Here is a 13,653-nt window from a genome sequence, read left to right on the forward strand (position 1 = left end):
CGCCCGGCTCAGTTGTCCAGCAGGCTCAGTCCCAGGATCGTGCCGAGCACGGCCGCCAGCATGACGTGGCTGCCGTTACTGGCGGTGCCGTAGCGATAACGGCTGTAATAGCCGTCTTCATAACCACGGCGGAACCCTTCGCGAAAGTAGTGGTTGTAGGTGTCCTGGCCGAGGTAATAGCCGTAGTAGCCATAGTTGGCGTCCTGGTAGGCGTAGGGCGTGTCAACGCTGAAACTCCAGCCGTCCTGGCGATCGGCGCGACCGGCTTCGAAGCCTTCGTTGTAGCCGTAATTGACCGCCTGGCGCAGCAGGTCGGCGCCGTAGCGGTTGGTCTGGTAATACGCGCCACCCCAGCCGTAGCGATAGCTGGCCGGCGTGTAGTAGTAGGGATCACGTTGGTGGTCGTAGCCGCGCGATTGCCAGCGGTCCTGCTGCGCATGGAGACGGCGGGCATAGTCCTGCTGGTAGCGGTGCTGGGCGTGGCGGCGCTGGCGTTCCAGTTCGCGCCCGCGCTGTTGGGCCAGGCGATGACGCTGGTCTTCGCCGCGGCGATACTCCTCGGCGCGGTGGCGCTCTTCACGGATGCGGCGCTGCTGCTGGTCGCGGTCGAGCCGGGTCAGATCGTGGTTGCGGCGCCCATCCCCATCGCGGTCGCGATCGCCTCGCTCGCCGGTGCCCGACGGCAGCGCGCCTTGGTTGCGTCGGTCCTGGTCCTGCATCCTGGAGATCTCGCGCCGCTGCTGCGGGCGCTGGCGCAATGCGTCGTTGTCGCTGCGGGCCTGCAGTTCACGCACGCGGGAGGCGGCGCGGCCGTCCTCCTGCCGGCGACCCCGCCGTTGCTCGGCCAGTTGCTGCTGGCGTTGGGCCTGCGCGCGGTGGTCGTCGCGCTGCTGTTGCTGGTCGCGCCGCTGCTGGAGCAAGGCCTCGCGCGGGTCGTCCCCTCGACGCTGGTGCTGCGCGGCGGCCTGCTGGCGCTGGGCCTGCTGCTGCGCGTTGCGTTGGCGCATTCCGCGCAGCTGGTCGCCGCGCTGCTGGTCGCGCAGTTCGGACTGCTGGCGCATCTGTTCGGCCTGCTGCCGCGCCTGGGCGCGCTGTCCGTCCTGGTTGTCCTGCTGCTGCTGGCGCTGTTCCCGTTGGACGCGGATGGCGTCCTCGCGCTGCGCATTGCGTTGCCCGGCCTGCTGGCGTTGCTGTTCGGCGCGCTGTTGCGCCTGGGCACGCCGTTGGTCCTGGCGATCGTGTTGCTGCTGTTCGGCACGCTGCTGCTGGGCACGTTGCCCGGCCTGCGCGCGCTGGTCATCGCGCTGCGGGCGTTGCTCCTGCGGCTGGTCGCGGGCGTTTTCCTGCTTCTGGCGCGACTGTTCGATGCGCTCGCGCATCATCGCGCCACGGCCCTCGGGTTTGTCCTGGGCCCGCAGCGGCGTCACGCTGGCCAGCAGCATCGAGGCGCAGATCGCCATCGCCAGTACGCGTGGGACGAGGGGGTGGAAGCTGTACATCGTCATGTGCCCCGGTGGTGTACCGGCTTGGTGGAAGGTGTGCATTTATTGCAGGCGCCGATGAATCCCGGATGAGAGCAGACGCCGCCAAATCCCCTGTTTCCCGCACTTTTTGCACGGAAACGGTTACAACGCACAAGCCCAGCTAAACGCGCTCGCGGCGCGGGCCGGCCGCCGCGGTGTAGGCTGGCCGCCGGACCAGGAACCGCCCATGCACGCCGACGATTTCGCGCTTCCCGACGGCCAGCGCGATGCGCTGGAGGCGGCCTACGCAACGCCGCCGCGGGCCTATCACACCCTCGACCACGTGGCCGAAGTGCTGCGCCATTACCGCGAAGTGGCGCAAGGGCCAGGCTGGCGCCAGCCGCGCGAGGTGCAGCTGGCGGTGCTGTACCACGACGCGATCCATCAGGCCGGGCGCGGCGACAACGAGGCCCGTTCGGCGCAGCTGGCCCGCCAGGAGATCGGCCGCTGGCTGCCCGACGAAGGCATCGACATCGATCGGGTGGTGCAGCTGATCGAACTGACCGCGCGCCACGGGGCGATCGGCCGCCAGGAGGTGGATGAAGAGGCCGCGCTGTTCCTGGATTGCGACATGGCGATCCTGGCAGCGGCGCCGGCGGTGTTCGATGCCTACGATGCGGGGATCGCGCGCGAATACCGGCCGGTGGCACCGGGCTGGATCTTCCGGCGCAGGCGGCGCCGGTTTCTCAAGGGGCTGCTGGCACGCGAACGCATCTATCTCAGCGACTTCTTCCATGCGCGGCTGGATGCGGCCGCACGCGCGAACCTGCGCCGGGTCACGCGCGGTTTCTGGCGGTTTTGAACACGCCCCGGAGCAGGGTGCCCAATGGCGGCCTGTTGCTGCGCGGCAGCATGATCGCGCTTGGTCCCCACGTTCCTTCCAACGGTCTGTCACCGATTTTCCCTGTGATTGCAGGGCTTGGCGTGGTGCGCCTGAATGCTGTCATTCACCCGACCCGACCGTGTCACCGGGATTGAACAGTTTGATCCCCATGATGCGCCCACGTCCGCTCCCGCCGGGGTTGAAGTCGAACTTCCTTCCGGCCCGTGCGGACGACCAATCCGGCCTTGAAACGCTTGTTTTACAGGCCTTGCAGCCAAGCCGTCGCGCCCTTCGCGGCGCGGCGGCCGCTGGCAAGACACGCAGTGAGCAGGTAGCCGCCGGTCGGCGCTTCCCAGTCGAGCATCTCGCCGGCGCAGAACACGCCCGGCACCAGCTTCAACATCAATGCCCCATCCAGCGTCTCCAGCCGCACGCCTCCGGCGCTGCTGATGGTTTCGGCCAGCGGCCTTGCGCGTTGCAGCAGCAGCGCAAGGCGATGGATGGCCGCCGCCAGCTGCGCAGGATCATGCCGCGCCGCGGCATCGGTGGCCTCGAACACCAGCGCTGCCTTGGCCCCTTCGATCGCGCTCGCGCGGCGCAGGTGCTCGCCGACCGAGCGGCCCCTGCGCGGACGCGACAGCTCGCTCACCAAGCGCTGCAGGTCGCGGCCCGGGGCCAGGTCCAGTTCCAGCAGTGCATGGCCATCGCGCTCGATCGCCGCGCGCAGGTCCGGGGCGATGGCGTAGATCAGGCTGCCTTCGATTCCGGTCTCGGTCAGCACGCATTCGCCCTGCTGCGCATGGGCCTGGCCGCCTGCATCGCGCCAGTGTGCGACCACCGGCTTGAGCGGCGCGCCGGCGTGTCTGATCATGTGCGCGCTGAAGGCGATGTCGAAGCCGCAGTTGGCCGGTTTCAACGGCGCCACCGCCACCCCGCGCGCGGCCAGCCAGGGTTGCCAGGCGCCATCGGAGCCCAGCTGCGGCCAGCTCGCTCCGCCCAGCGCCAGCACGGTGGCATCGGCGCTGACCCTGCGCGGGCCATCGGGCGTCTCCAGGCGCAGCGCGCCGTCCTGGTCCCAGCCGGTCCAGCGATGCTGCACGTGGAAGCGCACGCCCTGGTCCTTGAGCCGGCGCACCCAGCCGCGCAGCAGCGGCGCGGCCTTCAGGTCGGTCGGGAACACCCGCCCCGAGCTGCCGACGAAGGTCTGCACGCCCAGGCCCGCAGCCCAGGCGCGCACGGCGCCGGCGTCGAAGTCGTCCAGCCACGCGCCCACTTCACCTGCACGTTCGCGATAGCGCGCATCGAAACCCGGGCGCGGCTCGGCATGGGTCAGGTTCATGCCGCCCTTGCCGGCGATCAGGAACTTGCGCCCGACCGAGCCCTTGGCCTCGTACAGATCGACGCACAGGCCGGCGGCGCGGGCGGTTTCGGCGGCCATCAGGCCGGCCGGGCCACCGCCGACGATGGCCAGGGTGGGGCCGGGTGTAGGTGTTGCGGACATCGCAGCATTATGGAGCCGCGCGCGCATGACCGATGGCAGGCCCCGGGCCACGCCGCGTGCGGCGGTCGTGCGCGCCTATCCTGTCTTCGATGAAACCTGGGAACCCGATGCGCGTGCTGCCGACCCTTGCCGGAGCGTTGCTCGCGGCCGGCCTGCTGGGCGGCGTGCCCGCCCTCCCGGCGCAGGACGTCGCGCCGCTGCCGGCGCAGCTGCAGGATTTCGATGCCTGCGTGGACCAGGCGCGCGAGACCTTGGAGGTGCCCGGCATCGCGGCGGCCATCGTCAAGGACGGGTTGACGTCGATTCTGAAATCCCCACAGCCGGTCTGCTGCCAACAGTCGTCATCCCCGCGAAGGCGGGGATCCAGTGCCTTGAACTTGAATGTGCCAGGGCACTGGGTTCCCGCTTTCGCGGGAACGACAATCTGCTTCGTGCGTACGGTGTTTTTGATCGTGTGTTGACGATCCCGAGTACGGCGCTGCGCCTCAAGGCGCCTTGACATCCAGCAGTTCGACGTCGAACACCAGCGAGGCGCCGGGCGGGATCACGCCACCGGCGCCGGCATCGCCGTAGCCCATCTCGGCCGGAATCAGCAAGGTGCGCTTGCCGCCGACCTTCATCCCGGCCACGCCCTGGTCCCAGCCCTTGATGACGCGGCCGCCGCCCAGCGCAAAGGTGAACGGTTCGCCGCGCTCGACCGAGCTGTCGAACTTCTCGCCGCGCCTGTCCGGCCTGGTGTCGTCATAGATCCAGCCGGTGTAGTGCACGGTGACGGCGCTGCCGGTGGTGGCGACCACGCCGGTGCCGGGGGCGATGTCGTTGATCTGCAGCTTCGCCACGCTGCCGTGCAGTTCGGCCGGCGGCTTGGCCGGGGTGCAGGCGGCCAGCGCAAGCGCCAGCACAAGGGGGGTCCACAGGCGCATCGCGCGCTCCTCTATCCAGGTCAAGCGCGACACGGTAGCAGGGCCGGCGGGCGCGGGCGGCTATCCTGTGCTCCATGGCCAAGCTCCTGCTCAACCTGCGCAATGTCCCCGACGATGAGGCCGAGGAGATCCGCGCCTGGCTCAGGCGCGAACAGCTGGCCTTCTACGAGACCATGCCCAGCAGCTGGGGCATCAGCCACGGCGGCATCTGGCTGGAAGACGATGCGCAGCTGCCACGGGCCAGGGCGCTGATGGCCGATTATCAGGCCGGCCGTGCTGCCACGGCGCGGGCCGCGGCGCAACAGGCACGCCGGGACGGCAAGGCGGAGAGCTTCGCCAGCCAGCTGCGCGCGCGGCCGCTGTACGTGGTCGGCGTGCTGGTGGCGATCGTGGTGATCGTGGTGGTGACCCTGGCGCTGCCGTGGTGGCTGCTGCGTTGACCGGGCCGCGGCGCCTGCTGGCCCGGGCTGGTCGCACGCGCCCGGCTGCTTCCGGGCCTGCACGTGCGAACAGCTGGCGCTCATCCTGCGCCCGGGTGTGCGGCGCCCGGGCGCCTGCCGCGGAAGTCGGGAAAAAGTTCGCCCAGCGCGTCCAGCAGCGTGTTCCAGCCCTGCCGGGTGCGCTCCAGGGAGGCGGCCCAGCGCGGGTCCAGGGTGTGGGTCAGGTTGAGCCGGCAATAGTCGCCGGCTGCGGTCAGCTCCAGCCGCACCACGCTCAGCGGGTCTTCGCCGTCGTCGGCCATCCCCCAGGTGAACTCCAGCAACTCCGGGCGCACCAGCCGCAGGAACCGGCCCACGTGGTGGATGACCCTGCCGCCGCGTTCCACCCGCAGCGAAAAGCGCCCGCCCACGCGCGGGTCGATATCCAGCCCCAGCACGCGCTCGTCGGCGACCTGGCCGAACATCCACATGCCCAGCGTGTGCGGGGTCAGCCAGGCGTCGAACATGCGCTCGGGGGTGGCCGCGTAGTGGCGGGTCAGGACGATCTGCGGTGGCGCGGCGGTCTCGGTCATGGCGGCGGCCTGCGGGATGGCCGCCGGCGAAGAAGGCAAGGGGATGCACAGGCTGCCCAGATGCGCGCGGCGGCGCAACTGCGTTATTTGGCGCGGTGAGCGTCAGGTCCCGCGCCGGGGCGGGTGGCTAGAATGCGCGGCATGGTCCTGAACATTGCCGCCTACCATTTCGTCGCCATCGACGACCCGCGCGCCTTGGCCGATGCGCTGCATGCGCGCGCGGCCGCCGCCGGCCTGCGCGGCACGCTCCTGGTGGCACCGGAAGGGCTGAACCTGTTCCTGGCCGGCGCACCGACGGCGCTGCGCGGGTTCCTGGACCAGCTTCGGGCCGATCCGCGCTTTGCCACGCTCAAGGCCAAGCAAAGCCACAGCGCCACGGTGCCCTTCGCCCGGCTCAAGGCCAAGGTCAAGCCGGAGATCATCACCTTCGGCCACGCCGGCACCGCCCCGCTCGGGCGCGGGCGCGCCCCGGCGGTGTCGCCGCACGACCTGGCGCGCTGGCTGGACCAGGGCTGCGACGACGCAGGCAGGCCGGTCGCGCTGCTGGACACCCGCAACGAGGAGGAAGTCGGCCACGGCAGCTTCGTCGGCGCGCTGACCCTGCCGATCACCGATTTCACCCAGCTTCCGGACGCCCTGGCGCCACATCGCCCCGCGCTGGCCGGCGCGACCGTGGTCAGCTTCTGCACCGGCGGGGTGCGCTGCGAGAAAGCCGCGCTGTGGATGGGCGACACCGGCATGGCCAACGTGCTGCAGCTGGAAGGCGGGATCCTGGGCTACTTCGAGCAGGTCGGCGGGCGTCACTACGATGGCGCGTGCTTCGTGTTCGACCAGCGCGTGGCGCTCAGGCCCGACCTGTCGCCGGTCGCGCCGCAGGACTGAACCCTTCAGCTGGCGCGCAGCACCCGGTCGCGGCCCTCGCGCTTGGCCTGCAGCAGGGCGTGATCGGCCCGGCGCATCGCCGCCTCCAGGGTTTCGGTGATCCGCACCTGGCAGACGCCGGCGCTGAAGGTGATCGCACGCGGCGCCGGCACCCTGCGCACCGCTTCGCACAGGGCCTGGACCAGCTGCACGGCCGCCTGTTCGTTGACCCCGGGCATCAGCAGCACGAATTCCTCGCCGCCCAGGCGCCCGACCACGTCCTGGCGGCGGCTGTGCCGGCGCATCATGTCGGCGACCGCGGCCAGGGCCACATCGCCGGCGGCATGGCCGAAGTCGTCGTTGATCTGCTTGAAGTGGTCCAGGTCCAGGTAGGCCAGCGACAACGGCCTGCGCGCATTGCGGGTCAGGGTGAAGACCTCGCGCGCGCTGCGGAACCAGCCCTCCCGGTTGAACAGTCCGGTCAGCATGTCCAGGTCTGCGCGCAGCTCCAGCTGGCGGCGCAGTTGGAACAGCTCCAGCGCGATCTGCAGGCGCTCGCGGCGCAGGAGCAGCCCGGCCGCCACGCCCAGCGCGACCATGGCCAGCGCGCTCCACCATGCCGCCGGCGTCTGCTGCCGCCAGGCCAGCGGGCACAGCAGCGGCAGGACCAGCACTGCGACCATGCCGATCGTGCTGCGTACACGGATGGTCAGTGGCAGGACCATCATCGCCAGCAGCATCACCACCACCTGAACCAGGCTCAGGTGCGCAGGTCCGGCCCGGGTGTCCAGGACCAGGCCGACGCTGATCAGGCCGATGCCCAGCACCGCCAGCCCGGCCGAGACACCATCGCTGACCCGACCGCGGCGGATCGCGACCGCCAGCCCGGCGCTGGCCAATGCCAGCGCGATGCGCCAGGGCAACAGCCGCCAGGCGTATGGCGCGTCGCGCAGCAGCTCGCCGATCGCGCCGATCAGCAACAGCAACGGCATGGCCAGGAACAGGATCACCAGGTAGCGCCGCGATTGCGCGCGCTGCTGGGCGATGAGCTCCTTGCGCTGTTCCAGTGCCAGGTCATCGACCCGGCCGTTCAACCACCCCATTCCCTGTCGCCCCTGATTCGACGCGCCCACCATAGCCAAAAGGCAGGTGACGGGCGGTGAACCCGCCGCTGGCCACCGTCGGCTGCGTGCCGGTTCATCGGGTGCGCCCGTCCGGCCCATGGGCAGCGACGGCGCCGGGGGTGTGCTGCTGGGCTGAAAACAGCATCGCGCTGGTGGGGCTGGAAGCCGCCTCGCCAGCCCCCATGTCCAGGCCATGAACACATCGATCCCCCAGATTCCCTATTCCGTGCTGGACCTGGCGCCTGTCTGCGAAGGCAGCACGCCGGCCCAGGCCTTCGCCAACACCCTGGACCTGGCGCGCAACGCCGAACACCTGGGCTACGCGCGCTACTGGCTGGCCGAACACCACAACATGCCCGGCATCGCCAGCGCCGCCACCGCGGTCCTGATCGGGTATGTGGCCGGTGGCACCTCGACCATCCGGGTCGGTTCGGGCGGGGTGATGCTGCCCAACCATGCACCGCTGCAGGTGGCCGAGCAGTTCGGCACGCTGGCCACCCTGTATCCGGGCCGCATCGACCTGGGATTGGGCCGGGCGCCGGGCACAGACCAGGCCACCGCACGCGCGCTGCGCCGCTATTTCGACGGCGCCGACCGGTTTCCGGCCGATGTGGCCGAACTTCTGCACTATTTCGACCCGGTCCAGCCCGGCCAGCTGGTCCAGGCCGTGCCCGGGGCGGGCCTGGAGGTGCCGGTCTGGCTGCTGGGCTCCAGCCTGTTCAGCGCCACCCTGGCCGCGCAGCTGGGTCTGCCGTTTTCCTTTGCTTCGCACTTCGCGCCCGACGCGATGGATCAGGCGCTGATGGTGTACCACCGCGATTTCCGGCCCTCGCGCCGTCTGCAGCAGCCGTACGCGATCCTGGCGCTGAACGTGATCGCCGCCGACACCGATGCGCAGGCCCAGCGCCTGTTCACCAGCGTCCAGCAGAGCTTCGTCAACCTGCGCCGGGGGCGCCCGGGGCTGCTTCCGCCGCCGATCGAGGACATCGAGAACTTCTGGCAGCCGCACGAAAAACCGGGCGTGCAGAACGCGCTGGCCTGCAGCGTGGTCGGTTCCCCGCAGACCGTGCGCGCCGGCCTGGCGGCCTTCATCGAACGTCATCGCCCCAACGAGATCATGATCGCGGCCAACATCTACGAGCACGCCGCGCGGGTGAAGTCCTACCGCATCGCTGCCGAGGCCATGGCCCAGGCCGCTGCGGCCTGACCCGGGCCATGCCAGCGGCCGTGGTCAACGCGCTGGCCGGGCGCGGCCGATCCCATTGAAGCTGGCTGTCGCTGCCGGCGCCGGGGTGACCGGCGCCGGCCAAGCCGAGGTCGGGCAAGCCGAGGTCAGGGCCGCGGCGAACGCTGGCTGGCAGCCGGCGCGCTCCAGCCGCAGGTCTTGCCTTCGTTCTGCTGCTTGAGCCACGCATCAAGCGGCTGGAAGTATTCGAGCATCGGCGCGGCGTCCATCCTGTCGCTGCCGGTGAGGCCCTTGAGCGTGTCCGGCCAGGGTTGGCTGGACCCTTTCTGCAGCATCGCCCAGAACTTCTGGCCGGCGCGCTTGTTGCCATAGAAGCTGCACTGGTTGAGTGGACCGGTATGGCCGGAGGCATCGCACAGTGCCTTGTAGAACTGGAACTGCAGGATGTGGGCCATGAAGTAGCGCGTGTAGGGCGTGTTGCCCGGCACGTGGTACTTGGCGCCGGCGTCGAAGTATTCCTCGCCGCGTGGTGTTGCCGGGGCCACGCCCTGGTACTGCGCCTTCAGCTGCCACCAGGCGCTGTTGTAGTGCTCCGGCGTGATCGAGCCGTCGAACACGCCCCAGCGCCAGCGGTCGATCATCAGCCCGAACGGCAGGAAGGCGACCTTGGACAGGGCCATGCGCATCTGGGCGTTGACCAGCGCCTGTTCGCCGGTGGGCGCGTCCTTGACCAGGCCGATGGACGCCAGGTACCTGGGCGTCATCGCCAGCACGATGGTATCGCCGATGGCTTCGTGGAAGCCGTCGTTGGCCCCGCCCTGGAACACCGGCGGCTGGCTGTTGTAGGCCAGGTCGTAATAGAGGTGGCCCAGTTCGTGGTAGAGCGTGGTGAAGCTTTCCTCATCCGGTTCGATGCACATCTTGGTGCGCACGTCGCCGGTCATGTCCATGTCCCAGGCACTGGCATGGCAGACCACCTCGCGGTCACGCGGCTTGATGAACTGGGACTTCTGCCAGTAGCTCTTCGGCAGCGACGGCATGCCCAGCGAGGTGTAGAAGTCCTGTGCGCGGGCGGCCATGGCCTTGGCGCCGGCCAGGGCGGCGGCGCGGCGCAGGTCGGCGACGCGGGCGATGGCCTGGTCGTAGGCGAGGCGGTTCAGGCGCGTGCGTTCGGCATCGTCGGGGTCGTGGCCAAGCGCCTGCAGCTGTGCGGTGTAGGCGGCATCGCGCGCGCCCTCGAACGGATCCTCCGGCGCAAGTGCGGCCGTCTTGAGCGTCTTTTCGTACTGCGCATCGTCCAGCGCCTGCAGCGCGCCGGTGATGTCCAGACTGCCCGCCTCGGGGTAGGGCTGCAGCAGGTCCCACAGGTTGCTCCAGTCCTGCTGCCACATGTTGCCCAGCAGATGCGCCGGCAGCAGCCCGCCATCGACCTGGCCGCGCATGCCGTAGTGCGCTTCCAGCTTGCCGCGCGCGTAGCAATGCAACTGCTCGTAGAGTGGCTTGACCTGGCTCCACAGGCGATTGGTCTCGGCGGCCACTTCGCCCGGGGCCATGTCGTAGCCACTGCGCCACAGCTCGCCGGCATCGGCAAAGCCCATGTCCTGCGCGCCTTCGTTGACCAGGGCGACAAAGCGCGTGTAGCGCTCGCGCATGGGCGGGGCGATCGAATGCCAACCCTGCCAGGCGTCGAGCTGGGCGTCGTAGTCGCGGCTGCTGGCCAGCACGCTTTCCAGCGCGCCCAGTTGACGGCAGCTGCGTGCCTGACCTTCGCCGGTACAGTACGTACCGGCGCCATACATGCCTTCCATCTGGGTGGCGATGCGGGTGAGTTCGGCCAGCTTCTGCGGATCCTGCGGCGCGGGCATGGCGGTCATCAGCCTGAGCAATTGGATCGCACGTGCGGTCTGCGGCGGCATCTGTTTGCCCTCGAAACGCCGCGACTGGGTGATCCAGGCATTGAGCTGGGTCAGCGCGCGTTCGTTGGCCCTGGACGCCACCCGCTGGCTGTCATCGTTGATGTAGGTGGACGAGAGCCACTGCGCCGCATTGAGCTCGGGCGACTGGGCGCGCAGTCCGGTATTGATGCGCTCGACGAATTCCTCGGCGGTCTCGCCCTTCGGCGCCGGTGGTACGCCATCCGGCGTGGCTGGTTGGTCCGAACCGCAGCCGGACAGGCCCGCCAGCGACAGGCACGCGGCGGTGGCAAACACGAGGTGGCGTGGCTTCACGAATGGGTTCCTGGCAGGGTGCTGCCCGCAGGCTAGAGAAGCGCCCGGCGCGCCGCAAGGGCGCTGTCCAATGGCTCAGGCGGGCAGGGCGGCGCGGATGCGTTCGCGCAGGCGCTGGGCCCTGCGTCGGATCTTGCGCCGGGCCAGGGTGTTGAACCAGCGCGCCAGCGGCACCAGCTCCTTGCCGGCCACGATCGACTTGGCATCCACGCACACCAGGCGCACGCCGGCGTCACTGGGCAGCACCAGCAGGTTGCCGGCATTGAGGTCGAACAGCGCGATGCGATGGCGCAGCAGCCAGTCTTCGAAAGCATCCACTGCCGCGCACAGCACCTGCGCCGGATATTGCGGCTGCTCGAACAGCAGCGCATACAGGCTGGGTGCGGGCGTGCCATCGGCAAGGGTGATCCGCTCGCAGCACAGTGCCGGGCCATAGGCGGTGGGGAGGATGCCCAGCACCGTGGCCATGTGCGCCTGCAGCTCGCTGGCCGGCAGGCGTGCGGACAGCTGCAGCCAGGCGCGCAGTTCGGCGTGGTTTTCGTCATGCTGCGGCTTGCGCGCGGCCCGCCAGCGCTGCAGCCGCTGGCGCAGGCCCACCCGGCTGCGCTGGCCGGCCGGCAGCATGAACTTCAGGCACTGCCGGGTGTTGCGGCGATCGATCACGCACACGCGGTTGGCGCCACAGCCGATCACGGTCATGTGCTGCCAGGCATCGCCGGGGCGTGGGCCGGATTGGGTGCTCATGCGCGTCCCCTCACGCCGGTGTCAGTGTGAAGCCCGCCGCCGGATCAATGCGGCAGGCCGCGCTGGGCCAGCCAGGCGCGTGCGTCATCGGCATCGTGCGTCATCCAGGCCTGGGTGGAGCCCATGCGGAACGAGTAGCCCCAGGCGTCCATGTCGGCCATCAGCCGCGCCCGGCCCACGCCCGGCAACGCGTCGGCCAGCACCACCTGCAGGTAGCAGGTGGCGTCTTCCTCGATGTCCGAATCGGTCGCATCGGTGTGCACCAGTGCGCGCGCCTCGGGCGTGAGCACGATCAGGTGGCAGGCCTCGTGCAGCATCGAGTGCAGCGGCGTGTCGCCGCGCACGTAGACGTTGTGCGCGATCACGCCCGCTTCCGGATCGCCCCAGAAGCTGCCCGGGATCGGCACCCCATCGGGCACCCGATGCAGCACCAGTCCGAAGCGCGCCAGCAGCGCGGCCAGGGTCGCGAATTCGAGCTCGCGCACCCGCAGCACGGTCAGCGCTGCGGCATCGCTGCCCGGCGCCGGCGGGGTGGAATCATCCAAGGCAAGGGTGGTCTGGCTGGACATGGCGGGCGGATGGGCGAGACGCGGATGGGCGCAGGCGCGCGGCCCCGCGCCGGTGGTCAGGCCTTGCCGTCGGGCAGGGCCACCGAGATGTCCAGCACGTCGTGGTCACCTTCCTTGAGCAGGTCGACCTTGACCGCGTCGGCGTCGACGTTGACGTACTTCTTGATCACCTCCAGCAGCTCGCGCTGCAGCAGCGGCAGGTAATCCGGTGCGCCACGCTGGTTGCGTTCCTGCGCGATGATGATCTGCAGGCGGTTCTTGGCGGTCTCGGCGGTGTTCTTCTTGGCCTTGAGGAAATCGAACATGCCCATGCTCAACCCCCGAAGAGCTTGCTGAAGAAGCCTTTCTTTTCAACCGAAGTAAAGCGCATCGGACGGTCTTCGCCCAGCAGCCGCGCGACCGCATCGTCGTAGGCCTGGCCGGCCGGCGATTCCAGGTCCAGGATCACCGGTTCGCCCTTGTTGGAGGCGTTGAGCACGTCGCCGGACTCGGGGATGATGCCGATGGTCTTCAGGCCCAGCACTTCCTCCACGTCCTTGACCGAGAGCATCTCGCCGGTTTCCACCCGTGCCGGGTTGTAGCGGGTCAGCAGCAGGTTGGGCATGAGCGTCTTGCCTTGCTCGGCGCGGCGGGTCTTGGAATCGAGCAGGCCCAGGATGCGGTCCGAATCGCGCACCGAGGACACTTCCGGGTTGACCACCACGATCGCCTTGTCGGCGTAGTACATGGCCAGGAACGCGCCCTTCTCGATGCCGGCCGGCGAGTCGCAGACGATGAAGTCGAAGCCGTCCGCGTCCAGGTCGTTGAGCACCTTCTCCACCCCTTCCTTGCTCAGCGCGTCCTTGTCGCGGGTCTGCGAGGCGGCCAGCACGAACAGCGTGTCGAAGCGCTTGTCCTTGATCAGGGCCTGCCTGAGCGTGGCCTCACCCTGGGTGACGTTGATGAAGTCGTATACCACCCGGCGCTCGCAGCCCATGATCAGGTCCAGGTTGCGCAGGCCGACGTCGAAGTCGATGACGGCCACCTTCTTGCCGCGCCGGGCCAGGCCGCAGGCGATGCTGGCGCTGGTGGTGGTCTTGCCTACGCCGCCCTTGCCGGACGTGACGACGATGATCTCAGCCAATGGTGTTCTCCTGGGGAAGTGGTGTGCGGTGGAGCC

General features: G+C 69.5%; 16 protein-coding genes. 6 read left to right on the forward strand and 10 right to left on the reverse strand.

Annotated elements, in window-relative coordinates; genetic code table 11:
• Window positions 1-8 precede the first annotated feature (8 nt).
• Complete coding sequence (locus DSC_RS04905) at window positions 9-794, reverse strand: hypothetical protein (protein WP_148268088.1); 786 nt, start codon at window positions 792-794, stop codon at window positions 9-11.
• 42 nt (window positions 795-836) lie between these two features.
• Between DSC_RS04905 and DSC_RS04910 the strand changes: the two genes are divergently transcribed.
• Together DSC_RS04910 and DSC_RS04915 are read left to right on the forward strand one after the other, a co-directional pair.
• Window positions 837-1,574 carry a hypothetical protein gene (locus DSC_RS04910; protein WP_014160032.1) on the forward strand — a complete coding sequence of 246 codons (738 nt, stop codon included), beginning with the start codon at window positions 837-839 and terminating at the stop codon, window positions 1,572-1,574.
• Between the two features lie 136 nt (window positions 1,575-1,710).
• Window positions 1,711-2,325: an HD domain-containing protein gene (locus DSC_RS04915; RefSeq protein ID WP_014160033.1), complete on the forward strand. Its 615-nt coding sequence runs from the start codon at window positions 1,711-1,713 to the stop codon at window positions 2,323-2,325.
• 280 nt (window positions 2,326-2,605) lie between these two features.
• Here DSC_RS04915 and DSC_RS04920 read toward each other — a convergent pair whose 3' ends face one another.
• Window positions 2,606-3,847, reverse strand: coding sequence for a TIGR03862 family flavoprotein (locus DSC_RS04920; protein ID WP_083833471.1), 1,242 nt, complete (start codon window positions 3,845-3,847; stop codon window positions 2,606-2,608).
• An 89-nt stretch (window positions 3,848-3,936) separates the two neighbouring features.
• Between DSC_RS04920 and DSC_RS04925 the strand changes: the two genes are divergently transcribed.
• The gene (locus DSC_RS04925; RefSeq protein ID WP_148268089.1) at window positions 3,937-4,308 is read left to right on the forward strand and encodes a hypothetical protein; all 372 of its coding nucleotides are present in this window, start codon (window positions 3,937-3,939) and stop codon (window positions 4,306-4,308) included.
• Between the two features lie 24 nt (window positions 4,309-4,332).
• On the opposite strand, the gene DSC_RS04930 is transcribed toward DSC_RS04925, so the two are convergent.
• Entirely contained in the window at window positions 4,333-4,770 is a 438-nt protein-coding gene (locus DSC_RS04930; RefSeq protein WP_014160036.1) for an FKBP-type peptidyl-prolyl cis-trans isomerase, read from the reverse strand.
• Window positions 4,771-4,844: 74 nt separating this feature from the next.
• Here DSC_RS04930 and DSC_RS04935 point away from each other — a divergent pair, with 74 nt between their 5' ends.
• Window positions 4,845-5,210: a DUF6164 family protein gene (locus DSC_RS04935; RefSeq protein ID WP_014160037.1), complete on the forward strand. Its 366-nt coding sequence runs from the start codon at window positions 4,845-4,847 to the stop codon at window positions 5,208-5,210.
• Between the two features lie 80 nt (window positions 5,211-5,290).
• On the opposite strand, the gene DSC_RS04940 is transcribed toward DSC_RS04935, so the two are convergent.
• Window positions 5,291-5,782 carry an SRPBCC family protein gene (locus tag DSC_RS04940; protein WP_083833593.1) on the reverse strand — a complete coding sequence of 164 codons (492 nt, stop codon included), beginning with the start codon at window positions 5,780-5,782 and terminating at the stop codon, window positions 5,291-5,293.
• Between the two features lie 141 nt (window positions 5,783-5,923).
• Here DSC_RS04940 and DSC_RS04945 point away from each other — a divergent pair, with 141 nt between their 5' ends.
• On the forward strand, window positions 5,924-6,664 hold the full coding sequence (locus DSC_RS04945) for a sulfurtransferase (RefSeq protein WP_014160039.1): 741 nt from the start codon (window positions 5,924-5,926) through the stop codon (window positions 6,662-6,664).
• Between the two features lie 5 nt (window positions 6,665-6,669).
• Here the strand turns inward: DSC_RS04945 and DSC_RS15640 are convergent, their stop codons facing one another.
• Window positions 6,670-7,746, reverse strand: coding sequence for a GGDEF domain-containing protein (locus DSC_RS15640; RefSeq protein ID WP_158308228.1), 1,077 nt, complete (start codon window positions 7,744-7,746; stop codon window positions 6,670-6,672).
• 214 nt (window positions 7,747-7,960) lie between these two features.
• Here DSC_RS15640 and DSC_RS04955 point away from each other — a divergent pair, with 214 nt between their 5' ends.
• Window positions 7,961-8,974 (forward strand): LLM class flavin-dependent oxidoreductase, encoded by a 1,014-nt coding sequence (locus DSC_RS04955; protein ID WP_014160041.1) that lies wholly within the window; start codon window positions 7,961-7,963, stop codon window positions 8,972-8,974.
• Window positions 8,975-9,099: 125 nt separating this feature from the next.
• On the opposite strand, the gene DSC_RS04960 is transcribed toward DSC_RS04955, so the two are convergent.
• The 5 genes from DSC_RS04960 to minD all read right to left on the reverse strand — a co-directional run bounded on the left by DSC_RS04960 (window position 9,100) and on the right by minD (window position 13,617).
• Window positions 9,100-11,181, reverse strand: a complete 2,082-nt coding sequence (locus DSC_RS04960; protein WP_014160042.1) for a M2 family metallopeptidase — start codon at window positions 11,179-11,181, stop codon at window positions 9,100-9,102.
• A 75-nt stretch (window positions 11,182-11,256) separates the two neighbouring features.
• Window positions 11,257-11,925: a YrbL family protein gene (locus DSC_RS04965; protein ID WP_014160043.1), complete on the reverse strand. Its 669-nt coding sequence runs from the start codon at window positions 11,923-11,925 to the stop codon at window positions 11,257-11,259.
• Window positions 11,926-11,969: 44 nt separating this feature from the next.
• Window positions 11,970-12,494, reverse strand: a complete 525-nt coding sequence (locus DSC_RS04970; protein WP_014160044.1) for a hypothetical protein — start codon at window positions 12,492-12,494, stop codon at window positions 11,970-11,972.
• A 56-nt stretch (window positions 12,495-12,550) separates the two neighbouring features.
• Complete coding sequence (gene minE / locus DSC_RS04975; RefSeq protein WP_014160045.1) at window positions 12,551-12,805, reverse strand: cell division topological specificity factor MinE; 255 nt, start codon at window positions 12,803-12,805, stop codon at window positions 12,551-12,553.
• Window positions 12,806-12,807: 2 nt separating this feature from the next.
• The gene (minD, locus tag DSC_RS04980; RefSeq protein WP_014160046.1) at window positions 12,808-13,617 is read right to left on the reverse strand and encodes a septum site-determining protein MinD; all 810 of its coding nucleotides are present in this window, start codon (window positions 13,615-13,617) and stop codon (window positions 12,808-12,810) included.
• Window positions 13,618-13,653 lie beyond the last annotated feature (36 nt).

The organism is Pseudoxanthomonas spadix BD-a59 (genome assembly GCF_000233915.3).
In the GTDB taxonomy this organism is placed as follows: domain Bacteria; phylum Pseudomonadota; class Gammaproteobacteria; order Xanthomonadales; family Xanthomonadaceae; genus Pseudoxanthomonas_A; species Pseudoxanthomonas_A spadix.

Coding starts and splice junctions, on each gene's coding strand:
- DSC_RS04915 (WP_014160033.1), top strand. CDS start 1,711: ATGCACGCCGACGATTTCGCGCTTCCCGACGGCCAGCGCGATGCGCTG.
- DSC_RS04920 (WP_083833471.1), bottom strand. CDS start 3,847: ATGTCCGCAACACCTACACCCGGCCCCACCCTGGCCATCGTCGGCGGT.
- DSC_RS04925 (WP_148268089.1), top strand. CDS start 3,937: ATGAAACCTGGGAACCCGATGCGCGTGCTGCCGACCCTTGCCGGAGCG.
- DSC_RS04930 (WP_014160036.1), bottom strand. CDS start 4,770: ATGCGCCTGTGGACCCCCCTTGTGCTGGCGCTTGCGCTGGCCGCCTGC.
- DSC_RS04935 (WP_014160037.1), top strand. CDS start 4,845: ATGGCCAAGCTCCTGCTCAACCTGCGCAATGTCCCCGACGATGAGGCC.
- DSC_RS04940 (WP_083833593.1), bottom strand. CDS start 5,782: ATGACCGAGACCGCCGCGCCACCGCAGATCGTCCTGACCCGCCACTAC.
- DSC_RS04945 (WP_014160039.1), top strand. CDS start 5,924: ATGGTCCTGAACATTGCCGCCTACCATTTCGTCGCCATCGACGACCCG.
- DSC_RS15640 (WP_158308228.1), bottom strand. CDS start 7,746: ATGGGGTGGTTGAACGGCCGGGTCGATGACCTGGCACTGGAACAGCGC.
- DSC_RS04955 (WP_014160041.1), top strand. CDS start 7,961: ATGAACACATCGATCCCCCAGATTCCCTATTCCGTGCTGGACCTGGCG.
- DSC_RS04965 (WP_014160043.1), bottom strand. CDS start 11,925: ATGAGCACCCAATCCGGCCCACGCCCCGGCGATGCCTGGCAGCACATG.
- DSC_RS04970 (WP_014160044.1), bottom strand. CDS start 12,494: ATGTCCAGCCAGACCACCCTTGCCTTGGATGATTCCACCCCGCCGGCG.
- minE (WP_014160045.1), bottom strand. CDS start 12,805: ATGGGCATGTTCGATTTCCTCAAGGCCAAGAAGAACACCGCCGAGACC.